Genomic DNA, 21,069 nt, shown 5'->3' with positions numbered 1-21,069 from the left:
ACCAGTATAGGTATTTTTTTCACGTCTGTCAAACAGCCAAAATATAAAAAGATTAGACCTAAGCCCCTTGTTTCAATATGTCAATAATAATCGCTGCGCGCCATATTTAAGTAATTGTTGCTCAAAAGTACCAGCTTCTACGGGGGAAGTAAAGATAAGCTGTGTAGACAAATTCATAAGTATTTTCAAAAGCTTTTGGGCAACCTCGGCATCAAAATCGGTCATGAAATCATCTAAAAGCAATATTACTGGGCCCTGTGCTTTGGTTAGTTCTTGCAATTGGGCTATTTTTATAAGAAGAATAAGCAACTTTTGTTGCCCTCTTGAAGCAAATGATTTTGATGCTTTCCCCTTAAATTGTATGCTTATATCATCTAAATGAGGACCAAAAAGAGATCGTTTAAAGAGATATTCTTGCTGTTTTAGAGACTCATGTCGACTCAAAAAATCTTCTAAACAAGTAGCATCAAGCGTCTTTTTTTTGGCTTGATAAGAAAAAGCAATTTTAACTGAATCAAAATACTCGCCAATTAATTTATTAGCTTGTTGTTCTAGGTTTTTTAAAAATGCCTGTCTATGTTTTTGGATTATTTGGGCATTTTCAAATAATTGAGCCGTCCATATTTCATATGAAGCATTATCTACATTATTACCTTGTAGTAATGCATTACGGTTCTGAAGAATTTGTTTATAAGTACGCAGCTGTTGAATAAAATCTGGATTTATAAGAGCACAAGCCTGATCAATAAAGGTACGACGGATGTCAGGGCCTTCTTTTATAAGTCCAATATCATCTTCGGTAATCGTAATTATTCGATAATATTTTATCAATTCTTTATAAGAGCTTATTGCGTGCTGATCAACTTTGACCAATCTTTTTTTTCCGGTAAAACCAATCTGAATGTCATGATTAAATTGAATTTCATAATCTTGAAGATTAATTTTAATAAAAAAGTTATCCTCTTCAAAATGTATAAGTTCTTTTGGTGAACTTGAACGGAAAGAACGCAAATAACATGCGTAATGAAGTGCTTCCAAAATAGATGTTTTTCCAGAACCATTAGGGCCCACAATAAGCGACAATGGTCCTTCTATTGCAAGTTTTATCTGAGGGAAACACCGAAAATGTTTGAGTTCTAGATTACAAATTTGCACACTTATTAAAAACTAGTTTGTCGTCGGTGACACTGGCATCACCAAATAGGTTACATGATATTCGGGCTTATTTGCTTCAAAAATAATTGGCTTAGTAGCATTTTTTAGGTAAAACGTTACCTCTTTTTCTTCAAAAGATTGTAAGCCATTTAATAAATATGGGGCATAAAATCTAATATCTAGTTCAGCGCCATCAAATTTTTGCAAAGAAAGTTCTTCATTTAACGTGCCAACTTCCTTGTTTTCCATCGAAACTTTTAACGCATTTTTATCAAAAGCAAATCTTGTTGCCAGAAATTGGCCAGACAATAAACAAGAAGATCTACGCAATGTTTTAATAAATTGTTCACGATCAAGTGTTGCCGGCAAAAAATCAGTTTTTTGTAAAATAGCTTGATATTGCGGAAACTGGTCTGCGAGAAGTTTAGTAAAAAAATTGAATGTTTCACCTGAAAATACTAATTGATTACCGCAAACACCCAAGAAAACTTCACTATTATCAGTATTTTCTACTATTTTCTTTATTTCAAAAATCGCACGACGCGGTATTAACCACTGTTTATTTTCTTCTAATGTATATTTATTTGTTTTTATTTGCGCTAAGCAATGTCCATCCGTAGTAGTCATCATCAAACCTTCTGAAGAAAATTCTAAAAACAACCCATTTAATGAAGGGTTGGCGTTATTTTGAGGAATTAAAAATGCTACTTTTTCTAATAATTCAATTAAAAAAGAAGCCTCAAAATGTGTAAGATTTTCAATACGTTCAGGAAATGGTGGAAACGATTCAATATCTTTAATATTTAAATTAAGATGTGCCCCACCAGAGCGCAATGAAAATCGTTGATTATCTAAAGAACATTCAATAGCGCCTTCAAGTTCTTTCACTAAATCAAAAATACGTTTACCTGAAACTAAAAAAGACTGTTGATCGGTAAAAGAACTATCATTAATTTCACAGGTTGCCTGTAAACTTATTTCTAAATCGGTACTTTTAAGTATTAATTCTTTATGCCCTACCTGAAATAGAATTGATGAAGTTGCATCAATTGTAGTCCGCTTTGAACAAATAGGTTGCATTGCAGAAAGAATAGAAAGTAATATTTTTTGGTCAACAACAAAGCTACCAGCCATTGAAGTCCTTTTATCTTATTTTCGATGCTTTAAAATTTTATAATTAGTATACACAGTGAAGATAATTTTAGCAAAAGTACTTTTATCGATTCTGTTTACTAAAATTTAATTATTTTTTTTGGCGATATAAATACATAATATATTATTCATTATAATATAATTTAATTTATTAAAAAATTTTAAAAAATACGAATATTATAGTTTTTTTTATTAATAATTTGTTTTCTCTCCTTTTTTCTTTTCAAAATAATGTAAATTTAAATATATATTATCATTTGCAAAAAGGAGTGTCATGAATCAAAGAATTATTTTTTTGAGTATCTCTGTTGTATCTATAGTGGTAATTGGCATTTCTATGAGTACTTCATCGTTATCATCAACAACGCTTGATAATCAAAAAGCAAAAGAACTTATTGAATCGTTATATAATAATATTAGCGGTTTTGGCATTGATAATACTGAAAGTGCTATGATCGAGCAAAAAGGTGGCGCACCCACGTATGGAGAAATTACCTATGAATCAGCGCAACAATTATTAAATGATCTTAAATTAACCCAAAAAGATATTTTTTATGATCTTGGTTCTGGTGTTGGTAAAATGACGATACAAACTTATTTAACTACTCCAGTCAAAAAAAGTGTTGGGATAGAACTTTCGCCAACGCGTTATAAATATGCAATGGCAATAAAACAACAATTGTCAGAACAAAAATATCTGGATCCTAATCGTACTTTAGATTTTAAAAACCAAAATATTGCTGAAGCTGATCTTTCTGATGCCACCGTAGTTTATATGTGCTCTACTTGTTATTCAGAAGATTTAATGCAAAAAATTGTTAATAAACTTGCTAACATGCCAAAAGGACTACGCATTGTCACGCTTAAAAAATTACCTAAACATAAAAAATTCACTTTAGTTAATACTTTTTGTCTACCAATGACATGGTCCTCTAATACTTCAGTTTATTTGTATCAACTACAATAATATTGATTTTATTAAAATAAATATTTTATCTTTTAGCATAGGGTTAAGGGGGAAATGGAAAAAAAACAAAATATTATATTAAATATCATGAATATTCTATGTATTGGTTTTTCGCTCAATATAACGCCAAACAATGATGCATTACTGCAAGAATTATACAAAAATAAAAATGGTTTTATTATAGAAGCTGAAGAAACCGCATTAATTGAAAAAGAAGGCGGCAATTCAACCTACGGTGAAATAACCGATAAAGGTGTACAAATACTCATAGATGACCTCAAGCTTACAAAACAAGATATTTTTTATGATCTTGGTTCCGGTGTTGGCCGCATGGTTACAAAGGTTTATCTTGATTCACCAGTCAAAAAAAGTGTTGGGATAGAACTTTCTGATTCACGACATAAGCAAGCATTACATATAAAAAAAATGCTCGAAAAAAAAGATAAATTAGAAAAAAATCGTGCATTACAGTTCAAAAAAGAAAATATCTTAAAAAGTGATATTGATGATGCTACCGTTATTTATTTAGCTTCAACCTGTATGTCTGATGAATTTATGCAACAAATTACTGATAAATTAGCTACGCTTAAAAAAGGATTGCGTGTACTTACTTTACGTAAATTACCAGAACATCAAAGTTTTCAATTGGTTAAAAAGTATAAGATACCAATGACGTGGTCAAAAAGTGTCGATGTTCATTTGTATAAATTGAAATAATTTAAGGGTAAATTATAATATAAATTCTTGTTCATAAATATTAAAAAGTTGCTGTTCGATAAATTTTAAATCATGATCTAAAGTAGAGTGTATGCGACTCATTTGTAGAAACTTATTATTTTTCAAAATAGACATCGATTTTCCCCAAAATAAAAAACTGGTAATTGCCTTCAAAAAAAATTCTTTCTGAAAAGAAGAATCTAATGGATCTGGATCTAAAATAATAGCATCTATAAATAAACTTCCGAAAACGCCCGCCGCAACACAGAGCGGCATAATAAGATGCAGCATTATGCATTTATCCAACTTATTTTTATTGTATTTCTTCAAATAATATAAATCGAATCGTTTAATATTTAAAAATTGTATAGTTTTTTTTAATTCAGCCTTATTCATGATCGATATATCTATCGGATGATAATTTTCTAGCTTTGATTTACGTATAATTAAATTATCTAAATGCCTATCAAGACTTTGTAAATATTTTTTCCAACCACATTCTATTTTTTTTGTAGAAAATGCTTTTTTAAACCATAAATCAGGGTGCTTTTTGCCTACTTTTAAATACCTAGTTATGAGTTCTTCTACTTCATACTCATTTAAAGCACAGCTTGGTAGCATTAAACATAAACGCCTATGAATAGAATCTGGCGGCAAGAAAGACACTATATGCTTAGTTATTTCATTGGGTATTTCAGTTATTTGTTTTAATTGAAAATTATTAATATTAACGGTAATGGATTCCATAGTATACAAAGGGGTAAATAGAATAAATATCAGAAAGAATCCCGAATAAACTATTTTAAGCTCGCGGATGTTTTTCATCATAAATTTTACGTAAATGATCGGTTTCAATATGCGTATAAATTTGAACAGTAGCAATACTTTCATGCCCGAGTAGCATTTGTAATAAACGAAGATTTACACCTTTTTTTAATAAATGCGTCGCTAATGAATGGCGCAATGTATGTGGGCTAACAGGGCGTTTTATATTTGCCTGATTGCATAACTGTTTTAATATCATCCAAAACGATTGTCGTGATATCGGTTTAACTTTACCACTATAGACGATAGGAAAAAGATATTCGATATTTTCATTTTTCAATGAAATTAATTTTTTATGCGTAGTATCAAGGTAAGTGCGCAGTAAAGAAAACACACCTTGTGGCAATGGCACCAAGCGCTCACGGCCTCCTTTTCCGGATATTTTTATAAAACCACTATCAAATTGAATATCGGCAATTTTTAACTTGATCATTTCTGTAATTCGTACACCAGAAACATAGAGTAAACAAAGCATAAGATGATTACGAATGCCAAGAATTGAACTGTCTTTTTGTGCCGTTTCAAATAACAATTCTATTTCTTGCTCAGTCAAATACTGTGGCAATCGTTTTTCTAATTTAGGGAATACTAAATCAGTTGTTATATTTTCCCAACCTAATATTTCATATGCCCATGCATAAAATGCTTTTAATGATGATAATTTACGCGAACGGCTTCGTGCACTCAGTTGCAAGTTTACTAGTTGGTGTAAAAATAATTTTAAATCGGCATGCGTAGCATTTTCAAAATCTTTTTCATGCTCTTTTAAAAAATATGCCGCTTGCTCCAAATCGCGTTTATAAGCATCGCATGTATTTGGAGCCGCACGCTTTTGTGTAAGCAAATATGCTTCGTATTGCGTAAGTACTGACTTCATAAAACTAATCTCCTTCCATTCGATTAGTATGCTCGCGCAATAAGAATATCAGCTTTGCTTTTTTGATCGCAATTAAAGCAACTTATAAAGCTTGTTTCATCAAGTAAGCAGCGTATTGTTGCTTTATAATCTTTTAATTGCTTTTCACATTCGGCAGAACCACACCAACCGGTTTGATAAAAACCACCTTTTTGTGTTAAATCATCAGCAAATTCATTTAATTTTTCAACTTTATACCATTGAGACTTTAATCGATCCAAAGCACGCTGATACATTGCTTGATGCAATTCTTCAAGCTTAATTTTGATATAATCATTTACCTTATCAAATGAAACTGCTTCTTTGGATAAACCTAAACGATCAGCAATAATTACTTGGCCAGCCTCAATATCTCGAGGACCAAGTTCCAATCTTAACGGTACCCCTTTTAATTCCCATTTATAAAATTTTGCACCCGGTGTTTCATGTTCGTTTGCGTCAATCTCAACACGTACGAATGATTTTAAGCTCATTGCAATATTTTCAGCAATATTTAATACTTTTTCTTTATCGGATTCTTTTTTATAAATTGGAATAATTATCACTTGAATTGGCGCAGCTTTTGGTGGCAACACTAATCCTTTTTGATCACCGTGCACCATTACAACGGCACCTACTGAACGCGTGGTCAATCCCCAACTTGTTAAATAAGGATAGGCAAGCTTACCCTCACGATCCTGAAAGACCATATCAAAACTTTTAGCAAAAGCTTGTGAAATTAAATGCGAAGTACACATTTGCAATGCTTTACCGTCTTGCATAAGGCTTTCTACCGTATAGGTTTTATCAGCACCAGCAAATTTTTCACTTTCCGATTTTAAACCAGAAACTACTGGAATGGCTAAATAATTTTCATATAAATCAATATATTCACGCCACATCATCGTTGCTTCATGTTCAGCTTCTTCCGCTGTTTCATGCGCAGTATGCCCCTCCTGCCAGAAAAATTCACTTGTGCGTAAAAATGGCCGCGTTCGCATTTCCCAACGTACCACATTGGCCCATTGATTTATTTTAAGCGGTAGATCGCGCCATGATTTAATCCATTTGGCAAACATATAATGAATAATAGTTTCAGAAGTAGGCCTTATCACATATGGCTCTTCGAGTTCTTTGCCGCCGGCATGCGTAACAATTGCAAGTTCTGGTGCAAAACCTTCCACATGTTCCGCTTCTTTTTGCAAAAACGATAATGGAATTAATAACGGAAAAGACGCATTTTGATGGCCGGTTTCCTTAATTCGTTGATCTAATGTATCTCTAATATTTTCCCATATAGCAAATCCATACGGGCGAATAACAACCGAACCTCGCACCGGTGATTGATCAGCAAGTTCTGCCTGATAAATAACTTCTTGATACCACTCTGGAAATTGTGTTTTAATATCTGGTAATGTTTTACTCATAACAAGCAATCGTATAAAAATTATGAATCTATAATTTATTTTTTATCTTTACTAAAATACTATGAAGCAATTAAAAAGTAAAAAAAGGAATTGTAATGAAAATATTAAGAATAATTGTTTTAAATACTATGTTTGCAAGCTCTCTAAGCTTTAGCTATCAAAAGGAACTTATGGAAATTATAAAAAATGAACAATGCGCGCCATGTGAAGGTGGCGTACAACCATTATTGCAAGGAGAAATTTATTTTTTACTGAATGATTTTTCTGAATGGAAATTAATCGAAGAGCATCCACAAAAAATTGAACGCACCTTTATTTTGAAAGATTTTATACAAGCAATGCACTTTGTGAATGCTATTGCAAAAGTTGCTGAACGAGAAGGCCATCATCCTGATATCTATATTTTTTATAATAAAGTAACTATTCAATTATATACTCATGCAATTGAAGGATTATCAGCCAATGATTTTATTTTAGCAGGATTAATTGATGAAATTTTCCTCCAATCATAATAACTATTGAGTAGGAATTCGAACTCGTGGAACTCTTGGAGGCAATTTTATTTGCGGTAAACGAAAACGAGTATTCACAATTAAGATCCGAGCATCATCTCCTCTGCCTAATTTACTAATAAGATAATTTTGTCCAGCTTTACCTATTACCTCAGCAGTTTTGCCTGTCTCAATTGTTTTGGCAATTATTTTTTTTTCATAAATAGCCCCACCGCGGCCATACTTAGGTGTCAAATCAGTTTCAAAAGATTTCTCATCTTTGAGAGTTGTCGCTTCACTTTTTACAGTCGGTCTATCCGCTTCTCCTGGCACCTTATATTCTATCATAACAATTACACCTTCTCCGGTGTTATTGGTTATAGAACTCAAAGATTTTTCTACTCTTAGAGCTGCGTCTGCTTGCTTATAACATAATAAGCTCGAAAGCCCAAAAAGGCCGGCAAGTAAAAGCTTTTTATTCTTCATCATTTTTTTCCTTTTTTTATTTATCACAACTATAATCCTAATATAAATTACAATAAAAAATCAACTGATTGAGAATAATAATTACAGAAGATAGGTGAATTATTGCTAAATAACTTTATTTTAGCAAAATTTGCTGTTGTGCTAAAATAATTTTTGGTTGATATGCCAAACAAAAACAAATTAGCCTCATTTTGATAAGTTTGATGCTTTTAGCTTGAAGAAATAGGATTATCAGCCAATGATTTTATTTTAGCAGAATTAATTGATGAAATTTTCCTCAATAACAAAGCAATTTTCAAATAGAATCAGGTTGTTTTTTATCATCTTTCCTTAATTTCTATCGAATCATTAGATTTAATAATACGATAATGTTGCCCAGCCTTACCTGCTTTTTGAGCAATTTTGCCATTTGTTGTGGCAATTATTTGTTTTTCATAAATAACCCTACCGCGCCCATATTTAGGTGTTAAATCAGTTTCAAAAGAATATGAAGGCATAAGTTTAGTAGTCGATTCACTTTTTAAAGTCGGTATATCAGCTTCTCCTGGTACCATATATTTTATCATAACAATTACATCTTCTTTTGTGTTATTAGTTATAGAACTTAAAGGTTTTTCTACTTTTATTTCTGCCCCATAACATAATAAACTCGAAAGCCCAAAAAGACCGACAAGTAAAAGATTTTTATTCTTCATCATTTTTTCCTTTTTTTATTTATCAAACTACTATAATTCTAATATAAATTACAATAAAAAATCAACTGATTGAGATAAATAATTATAGAAGATAAGCGGATTTTTTTGAAAAATGAACTTATTTAGCCAGATTTGCTATTGTGCTAAAATAATTTTTGGCTGATAAGCCAAATAAAAACAAATTGGCCTCATTTTGATAAGCTTGGCACTTTTAATCCAAATACATTCAAGCGATTGTTTTTGTTTTTAAAACAAGTGAAATTATTGGCAAATTTTTCGGACAACTTCATAAAAAAATGATTATGGAAAAATTTTGAGTCATATTCATTTTTATAAAAAATTTTACAAAAAAATTATTCTTTTTTCAGCAATTCTCTGAAGTCTTTTTTCATGAAATCAAAAAATTGATTTATTTCATCGGTGCCACTTGCTTCAGTTAGATCTTGATCATCAGAATCAGCACCATAATTTTGCAGGGATTTAACAACATCAGGATGATTATAATAACGAGCTCGGAATAATGCTGATACATTTTTTGATGGAATCCAATGCTTAGATTTTCTATTCACATATTCTTTTAAATCTACATAACCACAACTTTGTATATCGTTTAAAATAAATTCAACCACATCATTATGGCCATTACGTGCCGCCAACATTAAAGAATTACGCCCTTCTTCATCGATTGCGTTAACGAACATTTTTTTGTTTTCTTTTTGAAATAGCTTTTTAATTTCTTCGAGATTTCCTTGAGCGGCAGCAGAAAGAAATTTTCGTATAGCTTTTGCTTCTAATATCTCAATAATTTTGTCTAATTTTTTTTCTCTTGCAATATCAGATGCTGTTTGCTTTGCATTATTTTTAATCCAGCGATTAACATTTTTTTCCATAAGCAATTTTACTATTTTTTCTATTGGTTCTTCTCCAGTAAAAAGATCTGAGTTTATATTTGCAACAGATTGTATTGCAGTTATTAAAGGAGTATTTCCGTACATATCTTGAATGTTGGGATCTATTTTTTCTGCGTTAAGAAAATTATATAATGATGATAGATTACCATTCAATGCTTTCACAATTAGAAAATTCAAAAGAGGTATACCAATTTTTTTTTCATTAGGGTTTGCACCAGAAAGCAATAAAGTATGCACAATATGAGCATGGCCAAACTCAGCAGCTAACCACAATGCCGATACTTGTCTTGATGGATCTTTAGTCTGTGCTTTTCTATTTATATATTCCAAGCTATTTAAATACTCATTATTGTGTATATCAATCAAAATATTTTCAATTATATTCTGATGTCCATTACGCGCCGCGAGCATAAGTGGAGTAAAACCTTTATTATCAGTAGTTTCTACCAAAGTCTTTTTTTCTTCAATTGATTTATTTTGTAAAAAACTTATAACTTTTCTTCGATCTCCTTGAGCGGTAGCTTCTTGAAATTCTTGAACTACTAAAGAAAAATCTTGTACGATTTCCATCGCACCAACAGAGCAAACTGCAAAAAAAGATAGTAAAATCATATATAATTTATTATTTTTAATCATTCACAACTCCATCGTTGAAGAAAAATGAACTTATTTACCAAGATTTATTGGCGCTTTTTCTAGTTCTTTTTTCTTATAAAAGGCCTTTAGAAAATCACAGAAATTGACACTGCTAAACACAAACAAAGACATTAAACCAGAGGTAGCCATAATCGGTCCGTTATAGCTATTCATCTTATTGGCAACTTCGTAATGTATAAGCGAATGTCCAAAATATGTACAAACAGCACCAAAAGCAACACAACCAATGGTAGCCCATAAACTATCTTTGCGTTTTTGATTCTGTTTAACAATTTCTTGTTGTTTTTTAAGATCATCAGGCTTATTTGTTCCAGGCCCTACTGCGCAAATATTCAAACTGAAAGACAATATAAGGAGAGATAGGTATTTTTTCATTTTTTAACCCCTAAAATTTAAGTATTTATTTCTTTTTATTATAAGCAAAAAAATTAATAAGTCAATAAATTTGCTATTTGAATATTTATTGACTTATTAAGGTCGTTTTTTAAGAAGCGCAACAATTTTAGAACAATTTTCAAGCCCTCATCTTTATTTAATTATTATGCAGTTTTCTTAATTGAGAGTGATTGCTGATGCAGATATATCTGATAAATACTTAAAATCGTAGCTATTGCTGTAGGAATTATCCAAGGCAAATGGAATTTCATTTCATTTTGTAGTGATACAGTTAGTTTTTGCTGTGCTGCTTTGTAATCAGATAAAGCACCGCTGAGATCTTCATGTTTAATGCGAATATCATTCCTATGCACACTATAAAATTTTGCATTCTCAATGATATCTTTTAATTCTCGCATTGAAAGGCTCTTTGTTTGATACAAAAACCAATATTGTTGCCAAAAATTTAAAGTGTCAAAATTTTTGAAATAATATTTTATAAGCTCTTTTCGCAAAGTAAAACTCGCATTTTCAATAGTATATAAGTGCCCCGCAAAACGCGTTTTAATTTGTTGAGGAACCTGATCAATATCATTAGCTGTTGCAACGACTAAAACATTTCCTTTTTTTTCACATTTATCTAATAACATCCAAAATTCTTCGACCATCCCAGGATCTAATTTCCGCTCATTATAACGATTAGTTAATGCAGTTAACTCATCAATAACAAGCACTACCGGAACTTCAAGCTCAAACAATGCTTCGAATAACTTACTTAAATTCTGAATACCAGAATGTTGAAATTCATTTGAAAATGCAGATCCTCGTATGAAATATGCTCTTCTATTAGTTTTTTGTGCAATAATATGAGCTAGTGTTGATTTACCAGTACCAGAAGGCCCCGTTAATAAAATTTTTGTTGGCAAATTATTTTGTTTAGTAAAAAATTGTTTAGCATAATCACCAATAAGCCATCGAAGTTTACGTGGACAATTATAAACTATTAATTTTACTAATTCATCATCTAAAAACATATTTGAAATATCTTCAATATGTAAATCTTGCATTATTTTATTAAAGTTTACTTCCTTTTCATATAAAAGAGTGTACTTTCTACCTAAATCATCATACTGTACTGAATCATTACTTTCATAATTATAACACTCAACATATTCTTGCGGCACTTTGCTTGAATCTGACGGATTATTCTCTATTAAATCTTGAGTTTCATAGCTGAAAAGATTAAAGCTTACCACTAAAAAAAATAGTTTATAAAATTTGATCATTTAATTGCCTTGTTAATCAATGTTAGAAAGTTTTAGTATACATTTAAAAAATTTCTTTATTTTTTGATAAGACTTCAATATAAAAATCAATATCGCTGTCCATTAAAATTTTATTTTCTTCATCTAATTCTTCTAATTTTTCCATTACACTTGCAATTAAATTTGCTTCTTCATCTGCATAATCATACCAATCTGAAAACCAAATAGTATTAACCCATTCAATTAATTGATTTTTAGAAATATCTTTTTTTTATATGTATTTAGAAGATTAATTAGATCTTTAGAATAAATAACAACAGGAGCATCTATTATTAATTCTAATTTTTCTGATTGTATTCGATCCATAAGTTCATTTTTCGATATTTTTAAATTTTTAAAATATTCTAAAGCTTCCCTGCTATTCATTATTTTATCTTTCGGTGAATAAGATTACCCAAAGGATCAAAAGTATCTTTAAAAAATCTTATAGTTTCTCCTATTGAAGAAACTTCCTTGTAATAAATTGCTGCTGCAATAAAATGCTACTTATAGTTGGAATTATCCAATGCAAATTGTTCATAATTTTTTTACTTATAGGTATTTGATATTTTTTTTGCGATTTATGAAAATTGGATAATTCTTTACAAATATCTGCAAAACAAATATTTTTCTCGGCATCCTCTTTATATAATCGTACATTTCTAATTATAGCTCTTAGTTCTCTTATTGATACATTACTTGTTTGATACAAGTACCAATACTTTTGCCAGTAACATAAATTACCAAATTCAGGTAAAAATTCTTTTAATATAGTTAGTCGAAATTCTTTTTGTGGGTGATCAATAGAAAAAGAATCGATAGCAAATCGCGTTTTAATTTGTTGAGGTAACTGATTTATTTCATTAGCGGTCGCAATGACTAAAATATTATCTTTTTCATCACACTTATCTAATAACATCCAAAATTCTTTTATTATCTCAGGATCTACTCGATTATTATTGTTAGAAGAAGAGCATTTCCCTAATGCAGTTAATTCATCAATAATGATCGCTACTTTTTTATTTAGTTTTAACAACGGCTCAAACAATTTATTCAGATTTTGAGCTCCAGAATTTTGATACTCATTTGCAAAGGCTGTTCCTTTTAAAAAATAAGTTTTAGGCTTTGCCTTTTTGGCAATAATTTGTGCAAGAAGTGATTTTCCTGAACCAGATGGCCCTTCTAAAAGTATTCTGGTTGGCAAAATATATTGAACTTCTGGATTATCTTTTTTTGCTTCAAATTTTTTTATTAAAATTTTTAACCTATTTGGGCAATTTTCCAATGCTAATTTTATTAATTTGGAATCAACTTCTTTTTTTGAGATATTTTTTGCATTTAATTTATATAATGTTTCCCTAAGCTCATTCTTTAAATTATTCTCAGGAGTTTGATTTAGATTATCTTGATAAAAAGTCCCCTCGGATTCTTGGGTTAATTCATGATTATACAATTCAACGAAATTTTTTTTTAATGAACTATTAGAAAAGGCCTGAGAATCTTCTTCCATTCCATATATATTTGTGCAAATCATTAAAAAAATTAAGTAATTATTTTTATTCACACTATCCCTTTTGAATTTGTACCAACAATGACACTTAGTTATTCCTTTTTTTCTATGCATTGTCAACTAAAAATGTATAACTTTTACATAAAAAAAAGCGTTAATTTTTATAGAAAATAATTGATAATAATTTATAAATTAAAATTTATACAAATTATAACACCTTCATTCAAAAAGAATTTGATCATAAAAATCATAAAAAACAATACCTCTACAATTTTCATAACAACCTAATCTAAAAACGCCGTATTTTCTACTTGGATTTGTTTGTTCACTAAAACTATTGATCTCTTCAAAGAATAGAATTTAAAATAGAGAATAATGTTATATCAAAAATCAAGGGGGAGGACGTTATGTTGTGGTTTTATGTCTTATTATTTTTTTCATCATATCTTACCGCAGACCAACTGAATGAAGGTGAATTTAACTTTAATATTCGGCAATTTCGTGAACCAGAACATTCTACCGCTTATCTATTTGCGCACGGTTTAGGCGCTACACAAAACCAAGGAATTACTTTATTTTCTCGTATTATTGATAAAAATGAAGATAATTCTTTGCGTTTCAATGATCGATGGCTTATTAATGAACCATTGGTATTATTCAATTTTGCTGACGCGAAGAATGATGATAATGAATATTTTCGCAAAAAAGTAAATCTTGGGCAAGATGAAGATACTAATCGATTAGCTCTCGCATGTCAAAAAACAAAAGTAGAATTACCGAATTTCGATATGGTTCTTACTGGCATCTCTCGTGGATCGGCTACTATTATAAATTATGTAGCGCAAGAACAGCCTGATTATGTAAAAGCGCTCATTTTAGAATCTCCATTTGATTCACTGTCCTCAATAGTTCGACATTTACTTGATCGTTATTGCGTATCCTGGGTGCCATTTTCAGAAAAAATTGGTTACAAAATTTGCCAAAAACATTTTCCAAGCATAAATCCACAGGGCACTTTCCCTTTACATACTATTGAAAAAGTCCCTCATACAATACCAGTTATGTTCGTTCATTCAAAAAAAGATAAAGTGGTGCCTATTAAAAGTTCTCGTCGATTATATATAAAACTAAAACAAGCTGGCCATGAAAATGTGTATTTGGTTGAGCTTGCTTCAGGCGCACATGGTAAATTAATTAATGGGCCAGATGGCGATGCATATTTATATGCAGTTCATGCTTTTTACAAAAAATACGGTCTTCCACATAATCCAGAATTAGCGGTACGAGGTCAACAATTATTAAGTATTTGTCAGCCTTCTGTTGAAGAAGTAGCACAACGCCTGAGAAAAAGAAATCAATTGGATGAAAATAATACTGATGAAAATGAAGAAGATGATGATTTATTATCAACATTAAATCGGGAGCTCGAACAAGCAACAAACGAATAAAAAAACATAAAAACCCTTGTTTTTAAGGGTTTTATTATTATACACTGAGATTAGATAGAAAGAATATCAAAAATTCTTGAACGCGTGATATAAGTCTAAAAACCTTCGGGTTATTTAGCGGTTACTCGTATCAAGATCTGAGGCTAAATGAGGTTACTTATTTGGTCTCAGATTTTTTGCACACAATTCATGTTTCTGTAATTCTTTTAAAAGACCAATAAGCGCTAAAGTTTGTCTTTTTTGTTTTTCTGATAATGGTTTATCGATGGTTGAAAGATAATGCAACAAAACTTTGATTGCATCGCAAGGATCAGTAAGCTGTTTTTGTAAATCAGCCGGCAATGTTTTTATAAAGTTTTCAATCTTGCTATAAAGCTCTTCTGCTTTTTCTTTAGCAATGCTTTGTCCGTAAGAAAAACTAGATATGGTAAATAGTAAAAAAATTAATATATAATATCTCACATAAGCCCTTTTCTATAAGAATTATTATATCATGATTGCTCCATATTAACAAATTATATAGGAGCTAAATAGTTTTTCTTGATGCATTTTATTGCAGAATTTCAGGCATCTTGAAATCTTTAGTAATTTCGAACGATGGCAACAAAATAAAATTAAACGATTCAACATTGTCTTTAGTTATTACTTTTGCTGGCTGGCCATTTTCGCTAAAAGTTACCTGTAAATTGCTTTTCCAATTACATTGATTCCATATACCATTCCTAATAAGAATTGCATCATTCGATTGATGTGGTGCAATGGTATACGTCATTTGACCTGCAGGAACATATCCAGCATCATCACATCTTTTTTGATAGAAAACTATAATTTCTATATCATAATCCGTTTTGTTGGTTGCGGTAACATTGAGCAATTTAGTTTCCATGGCCACATCTGCTTCGTACACTGGAGGCACTTGAGTATACATATTAAAAGTAAGCAGATTGTATATTGCTATGCATAGTAATAACTTATTTTTCATAAGCTTATCCTATCTTCCAAGTTGAATTTGTGGAAAGCCCCGTACATCATCAATGATATCGTAATTTTTGCCTGATAGAAGATTGCCCTTTTGTGTTGCTAGATTTTTTTTGGCGGTATCACAATAAATCTTAATAGACTTTCTAAGAATATAACCTCCTCGCAAGCGAATTGGTTGCAGATTAGCGCTCAATCGCTCACCGCTCTGAAGCGAATAATCATTATTTTTGGTAATTAGACAATCATCAGGTCCATATGTTTGATATTCAATTGAAACAGTAAGCTTTTGTGGTGTTTTATTAGTAATAATACTTTCTGCACCCGCTTGTTTAATTGGTGCTTGTTGAATGTAAAGTCCTTGTATCTCATAATATGCAAATAAACTAACTGCTAACACAAACATCAATAAACGACTTACTTTCATAAATTTCCTTTTTTCTACTTCATAATCTTATTTTGTTTTTTGTTCACGAATTTCTATAGAACCATTCTCTAATTCAACAATTTCATAATCTCGCCCTGCTATTACGCCATATTTGCTTGCTATATGCTTCCCTGATAGGGTTTTTACTTCCATTTTTTTGCTTATATAACGAGGCGCTACAGATTGCAGATCAACCTGAAAAGAACTATTTGTAGTACCAGTTGGGCTGAGTCCTCTTTTGTAAGATTTGCTACTAAAACCATATAGAGAATCTATAGTAACCCTTAAGTCTTCTTGGGTTTTATTGGTAATAGTACTTAATCGTACCTTCTCTAAAGCGAATGATTCTTTAAATAAAAATAAACTAGAAAGTCCAAAAAAAGCTGTAAATAAAAGGTTTTGATATTTTTTCATCATTTTTTTTCTCCTTTAATACTTTCAACCCGCACAACCTTAATTCTAATATAAAATAGATATAAAAATCAATTGATTTTGCTATAAAATCTTATTGTCCCAAAATTTAATATGCAGGGTTTCCTTCACCTGCTGACGATCATGTTAAAAAAAGTTGGCTCTATGACTTATTTCTTTATGCTTAAAACTTAAACTCTTGTTTCTCTAAAAAAAAATTCATTACAGTATGGTTAAAAAGATAACTAGCGTATTGAAAAAGAGGAAAATCATATGCAAAAAAAATATCTCATACTGACTTTCTTTTTATGTACTGCAAATATTTCTTCGGCTGTGACTCAGGAGGAATGGTTCAAAGCAATTGAAGATAATGATTTAACTAAAATTAACAACATACTTAATGCGGTAAAAACAGATCAGGCTAATCTTATAGAAGTATTATCTTGGCAGGATACTGAGGAACAAACTGGATTAATAGCTGCCTTACAGCAAAAAAAGATTAATATAGCCAATACTATTTTAGATGCTATAAAACTAATAACAAACGAAGATACAAAAAAAAATATTATTAATGCACGGAATGTCAATAGCTATACTGCTTTATATTATGCTTTGGAGAATAACAGTTTATTTAACGAGTTAAAGGATACAGATCTTAATTTGCAATATGAGAATGGAGATACGCTATTACACCAATATGCGGGGAAACTAAATTTTAACAACGTTAATTTTTTAATAACAAACAATGCTAATCCTAATATTGAAAATGATGCTGGCCAAACTCCTCTTATGAAAGCTATCCTGTCAGGCAAACCTGCTCCTGCAATTACAGGTATAGTAGGATATCTTCTTGAGGAAGGAAAAGCTGATCCTTTAATTAAAGATAATTCTGAAAAAACTGCCTTTGATTATGCGCAAGAGAGAGGCCTAGCTAACACTAAAGCTCTTTTAGAAAAATATACTCCAACTGAAAAAATTAAAAAAGATGAATGGTTCAAAGCAATTGAAAATAATGATTTAACTAAAGTTAATGAAATTCTTGATGCGGTAAAAAATGATCAGGCTAAACTTATAGAAGTATTATCTTGGCAAAATGATAATGGACAAACTGGATTACGTAAGGTTTTGACTTATGCTTCTGATGAACTCTATTCTCAAATCATAAATACTATTTTAGATGCTGTAGATAAAATCGCAGATAAAAATGCTAAACAAACAATTGTTAATACTCCAGACAATAGTGGATTGATTGCTTTATTTCCTGCACTACTGCGCGAAAAAGATGTTATTACAAACAAATTAATAGCAATGGGCGCAGATATTAATTTTAAAAATAAAGATGGTGATACGCCTCTACATCTATTGGCAGCTAATTTTAATGGCTTTAAATTTTTATTAAATGCTGGTGCTAATCCTAATATAACAAATAACGATGGCAATACACCCCTAATAAGAGTAGTACTTACTACCAATACAGACAAAAATATCGCAGAAATTGCAAAAATACTTCTTGATAAAGGTGCGGACCCATTAATTCAAAATAATGAAGATAAAACCGCTCTTGATTATGCACAAGAGAGAGGATTAACAGATACCGCAAATATCTTAAAGCCAGCTCCTGCTCCAGCGCCAACACCCGTTAATTATCAAGCTCTTTATAACTCAATAACCAATCTTTCTAATCAACTCACATTATTGTACAATAAATTGCAAGCATAAAACTTTGCAAGATAAAAAAACCCTGGCGGTAAGCCAGGGTTTTTTTATCTTGCGCCACAGGTTTTTTAGCTCTACAAAAAACAGGTTGGCAAAGCAAGCTTAATATATGAGAAAGCATTCTTAACTATTAAAATTTAAAATCTTGTCTTCCTGCAGAAAAATTCATTAATGTAAGTTTAAGTAAAAATTATCTCGATAAAAAAAGGAAAAAAGTGAAAAAACAATTTCTAGCACAAATAATGATTTTTGTTTCTTTTTTTACATTAAATAATCTTTTCTCACAAGTATCGCAAAAAGATATTAATTTATTATTTGATGCAGCAAAAAATAATAGTAGGCTCAATGCCCAAGCCGCATTTAGAGAAAAATCCGGACAGCAAACAGAAGAACTACTTTTTGCTACCAATACAGAAGGTGATACGGCATTACATATTGCGGCAAGCAAAGGCAATTCGGAAATTGTTCAATTCCTTTTGCAAAGAGCAGAAATTTTATCTGCAGAAGAAAAATTAAAGCTTTTAAATAAAAAAAATAATACCGGTTTAAACCCTATAGAAGTTGCAAGGCAAAATAATTATAAGGAAATCGCTAATTCCCTGGAAAGCAATAAAACCAAAATATTTCAAGAGATAAAAAAAGGATGGCTTTTGTTAATTGAGGCAGGGAAAATACAAGAAATTATAAATATTTTAACTGCTTCTTCAAATGATCAAAAAAAAGAACTTTTAAATATAGTCGATCAAGAAGGAAAAACAGCATTAATGATTGCAGCGCGTAATAACCATAAAGATATTGTCGAAGCTTTATTAAACGATATAAAGATAAATAAATATTTAGAACTCAAAGAATATATTAATCGAAAAGATGCAGCTCAAGGAAAACAAGTTTCGGCATTATGGAGAGCAGCTAGATTCGCTGATCAGGAAACAATGGAAATTTTATTGAAAAATGATGCCAATCCAAATACAACAAATCATACAGATACGCCGCTCATAAGTCATTTGGTTCGGTATGCAAAAGATCTAAATGATATTAACAAAATCAAACTACTCCTTGAAGTTGGTGCAAACACAAACATTCAAGATCCCATAGGAGATACGCCTCTAATACATGCTCTAAATAATCCTAATGAAGCAATTAAGAGCCAAGTAATTTCTTTGCTTTTAAGAAAAGGTGCTAATCCATTAATCCAAAACAACCAAGGAGAAAGTGCTTATAATTTAGCTAATGAATTTTATAAGAACATTTTTGAAAATTATATACCACAAAAAATAAATCAATTTCCGCTTATTCTCAGTAATGCAAAAGCACTTTTCATTGAATACAATAAGTTAAATTTAGAAAACGAGCAAAATAAAAAAGAATTTATTGAAAAAATTGATGCTTTTATAGAAAATACCTTACCGCAAATTGAAAATTTTCCTGTTTTAAGAACTATACATTATATATATCTCGGTGCATTAGAACGAAAAGTTGAAAATCCTGCCGATGAATCAATTTTGAAAAACGAGACTGATAAAGTTTATCAACAAATAGTACTTCCTTATATTCAGGATCCAAATAAATTACTTAAAAAAGAAATTTTTACTAATACAACAATAAATAATTTAGGCCTTTTAGATCAAATTCAATTTGCCGGTTATTTCAGCAAAAAAATACGTAATGAATTTACCGAAGCATTATTAAATGCCATTGAAAAACTTTCAGAAGGAATTTCTCGTAAGCTGCTTATAAATAAAATATTAGATTTAAAACGTAAATGGGGAATCAATGCACCACTGTCTCAAGAAGTACAACAAAAACTTGATAAAATTTTAAAAAAAGCACCTGTTGATGAAAAAAAAGAACTATTAAATGCAGCTGCTATTGGAAATCTAGATAAAGTAAAACAACTTTTGCAAAATAAACCACTGAATGCAAAAAAAGCTTTGGTAGAAGCTACTGATAATTTCGATCGTACTCCATTAATGCTTGCAGCACGCAATGGGCATAATAATATCGTAAAATTTATTTTACAGGATTTGCAAGATAGTGGATATCCAAACTTGCAAGAATATATAAGTAAGCCATCAAAAGCCCCCGAATTAGGTTTACCTAGGCAAGTATCAGCATTATGGAGAGCAGCATATTACAATCAATTTGAAGCATTTAAAACATTATTAGACTATGGCGGTAATCCTAATGAAAAAAATCCTGCAACTGGAGATACTCCTTTAATAGTTGTAGTAAATTCTTTAGTAATACCTGATAATCAAATTGCTCAGCTTGTAAAAACACTTCTTGATAAAGGTGCGGACCCATCAATTCAAAATAATGAGGGTAAAACCGCTCTTGATTATGCACAAGAGAGAGGATTAACAGATACCGTAAAGATCTTAGAACCTGCCCCTGCTCCAGCGCCAACACCCGTTAATTATCAAGCTCTCCATAATTCAATAACCAATCTTTCTAATCAATTACGAACATTATACAATAAACTTCGTGTATAATTTTTTCTTTATCAAAAAAATAAAAAAGTT

The 21,069-nt window shown here is 30.6% G+C and carries 22 protein-coding genes; 6 read left to right on the top strand and 16 right to left on the bottom strand.

Translation table 11 applies throughout. The features are described 5' to 3' along the window. Window positions 1–72 precede the first annotated feature (72 nt). Entirely contained in the window at window positions 73–1,155 is a 1,083-nt protein-coding gene (gene recF, locus WDZ41_04970; GenBank protein MEX0940686.1) for a DNA replication and repair protein RecF, read from the bottom strand. Window positions 1,156–1,167: 12 nt separating this feature from the next. Beyond that, entirely contained in the window at window positions 1,168–2,289 is a 1,122-nt protein-coding gene (gene dnaN, locus WDZ41_04965; protein ID MEX0940685.1) for a DNA polymerase III subunit beta, read from the bottom strand. Window positions 2,290–2,581: 292 nt separating this feature from the next. On the opposite strand from dnaN, the gene WDZ41_04960 reads away from it, so the two are divergent. Next, window positions 2,582–3,274: a hypothetical protein gene (locus WDZ41_04960; protein ID MEX0940684.1), complete on the top strand. Its 693-nt coding sequence runs from the start codon at window positions 2,582–2,584 to the stop codon at window positions 3,272–3,274. Window positions 3,275–3,328: 54 nt separating this feature from the next. After that, window positions 3,329–3,991 (top strand): hypothetical protein, encoded by a 663-nt coding sequence (locus WDZ41_04955; GenBank protein MEX0940683.1) that lies wholly within the window; start codon window positions 3,329–3,331, stop codon window positions 3,989–3,991. Between the two features lie 12 nt (window positions 3,992–4,003). Here the strand turns inward: WDZ41_04955 and WDZ41_04950 are convergent, their stop codons facing one another. Genes WDZ41_04950 through proS form a run of 3 tightly spaced genes read right to left on the bottom strand, consistent with a single transcriptional unit; the run spans window position 4,004 to window position 7,138 of the window. Then, window positions 4,004–4,738, bottom strand: a complete 735-nt coding sequence (locus WDZ41_04950) for a hypothetical protein (protein MEX0940682.1) — start codon at window positions 4,736–4,738, stop codon at window positions 4,004–4,006. A gap of 55 nt (window positions 4,739–4,793) precedes the next feature. Continuing rightward, window positions 4,794–5,693 carry a tyrosine recombinase gene (locus WDZ41_04945; protein ID MEX0940681.1) on the bottom strand — a complete coding sequence of 300 codons (900 nt, stop codon included), beginning with the start codon at window positions 5,691–5,693 and terminating at the stop codon, window positions 4,794–4,796. Window positions 5,694–5,716: 23 nt separating this feature from the next. After that, entirely contained in the window at window positions 5,717–7,138 is a 1,422-nt protein-coding gene (proS, locus tag WDZ41_04940; GenBank protein ID MEX0940680.1) for a proline--tRNA ligase, read from the bottom strand. A 95-nt stretch (window positions 7,139–7,233) separates the two neighbouring features. On the opposite strand from proS, the gene WDZ41_04935 reads away from it, so the two are divergent. Next, window positions 7,234–7,650 (top strand): 4a-hydroxytetrahydrobiopterin dehydratase, encoded by a 417-nt coding sequence (locus WDZ41_04935; GenBank protein ID MEX0940679.1) that lies wholly within the window; start codon window positions 7,234–7,236, stop codon window positions 7,648–7,650. 3 nt (window positions 7,651–7,653) lie between these two features. On the opposite strand, the gene WDZ41_04930 is transcribed toward WDZ41_04935, so the two are convergent. The 7 genes from WDZ41_04930 to WDZ41_04900 all read right to left on the bottom strand — a co-directional run bounded on the left by WDZ41_04930 (window position 7,654) and on the right by WDZ41_04900 (window position 13,621). Then, window positions 7,654–8,118: a hypothetical protein gene (locus WDZ41_04930; GenBank protein ID MEX0940678.1), complete on the bottom strand. Its 465-nt coding sequence runs from the start codon at window positions 8,116–8,118 to the stop codon at window positions 7,654–7,656. Window positions 8,119–8,435: 317 nt separating this feature from the next. After that, a complete protein-coding gene (locus tag WDZ41_04925; GenBank protein MEX0940677.1) occupies window positions 8,436–8,813 on the bottom strand; it encodes a hypothetical protein in 378 nt (125 codons plus the stop codon). Window positions 8,814–9,163: 350 nt separating this feature from the next. Then, window positions 9,164–10,357 (bottom strand): ankyrin repeat domain-containing protein, encoded by a 1,194-nt coding sequence (locus WDZ41_04920; protein MEX0940676.1) that lies wholly within the window; start codon window positions 10,355–10,357, stop codon window positions 9,164–9,166. 30 nt (window positions 10,358–10,387) lie between these two features. Further along, complete coding sequence (locus WDZ41_04915) at window positions 10,388–10,753, bottom strand: hypothetical protein (GenBank protein ID MEX0940675.1); 366 nt, start codon at window positions 10,751–10,753, stop codon at window positions 10,388–10,390. A 164-nt stretch (window positions 10,754–10,917) separates the two neighbouring features. Further along, window positions 10,918–12,039, bottom strand: a complete 1,122-nt coding sequence (locus WDZ41_04910; GenBank protein ID MEX0940674.1) for an ATP-binding protein — start codon at window positions 12,037–12,039, stop codon at window positions 10,918–10,920. A gap of 222 nt (window positions 12,040–12,261) precedes the next feature. Further along, window positions 12,262–12,444 (bottom strand): hypothetical protein, encoded by a 183-nt coding sequence (locus tag WDZ41_04905; GenBank protein ID MEX0940673.1) that lies wholly within the window; start codon window positions 12,442–12,444, stop codon window positions 12,262–12,264. 70 nt (window positions 12,445–12,514) lie between these two features. Continuing rightward, entirely contained in the window at window positions 12,515–13,621 is a 1,107-nt protein-coding gene (locus tag WDZ41_04900; GenBank protein ID MEX0940672.1) for an ATP-binding protein, read from the bottom strand. Between the two features lie 353 nt (window positions 13,622–13,974). Here WDZ41_04900 and WDZ41_04895 point away from each other — a divergent pair, with 353 nt between their 5' ends. Continuing rightward, window positions 13,975–15,015, top strand: a complete 1,041-nt coding sequence (locus WDZ41_04895; protein MEX0940671.1) for a prolyl oligopeptidase family serine peptidase — start codon at window positions 13,975–13,977, stop codon at window positions 15,013–15,015. Between the two features lie 153 nt (window positions 15,016–15,168). Here WDZ41_04895 and WDZ41_04890 read toward each other — a convergent pair whose 3' ends face one another. From WDZ41_04890 to WDZ41_04875, 4 genes are all read right to left on the bottom strand, one after another. Further along, window positions 15,169–15,477, bottom strand: coding sequence for a hypothetical protein (locus WDZ41_04890; GenBank protein MEX0940670.1), 309 nt, complete (start codon window positions 15,475–15,477; stop codon window positions 15,169–15,171). 88 nt (window positions 15,478–15,565) lie between these two features. Beyond that, window positions 15,566–15,997 (bottom strand): hypothetical protein, encoded by a 432-nt coding sequence (locus tag WDZ41_04885; GenBank protein MEX0940669.1) that lies wholly within the window; start codon window positions 15,995–15,997, stop codon window positions 15,566–15,568. Between the two features lie 9 nt (window positions 15,998–16,006). Then, entirely contained in the window at window positions 16,007–16,420 is a 414-nt protein-coding gene (locus tag WDZ41_04880; GenBank protein MEX0940668.1) for a hypothetical protein, read from the bottom strand. A 27-nt stretch (window positions 16,421–16,447) separates the two neighbouring features. Beyond that, a complete protein-coding gene (locus tag WDZ41_04875) occupies window positions 16,448–16,837 on the bottom strand; it encodes a hypothetical protein (protein ID MEX0940667.1) in 390 nt (129 codons plus the stop codon). 267 nt (window positions 16,838–17,104) lie between these two features. Here WDZ41_04875 and WDZ41_04870 point away from each other — a divergent pair, with 267 nt between their 5' ends. Together WDZ41_04870 and WDZ41_04865 are read left to right on the top strand one after the other, a co-directional pair. After that, a complete protein-coding gene (locus tag WDZ41_04870) occupies window positions 17,105–18,550 on the top strand; it encodes an ankyrin repeat domain-containing protein (GenBank protein ID MEX0940666.1) in 1,446 nt (481 codons plus the stop codon). Between the two features lie 212 nt (window positions 18,551–18,762). Continuing rightward, window positions 18,763–21,039 (top strand): ankyrin repeat domain-containing protein, encoded by a 2,277-nt coding sequence (locus WDZ41_04865; GenBank protein MEX0940665.1) that lies wholly within the window; start codon window positions 18,763–18,765, stop codon window positions 21,037–21,039. Window positions 21,040–21,069: the final 30 nt, after the last annotated feature.

It is taken from the genome of Candidatus Babeliales bacterium (assembly GCA_040879965.1).
Classification (GTDB): Bacteria; Babelota; Babeliae; order Babelales; family JACPOV01; genus JBBDJI01.
This window is presented reverse-complemented; position numbering and strand designations above follow the sequence as displayed.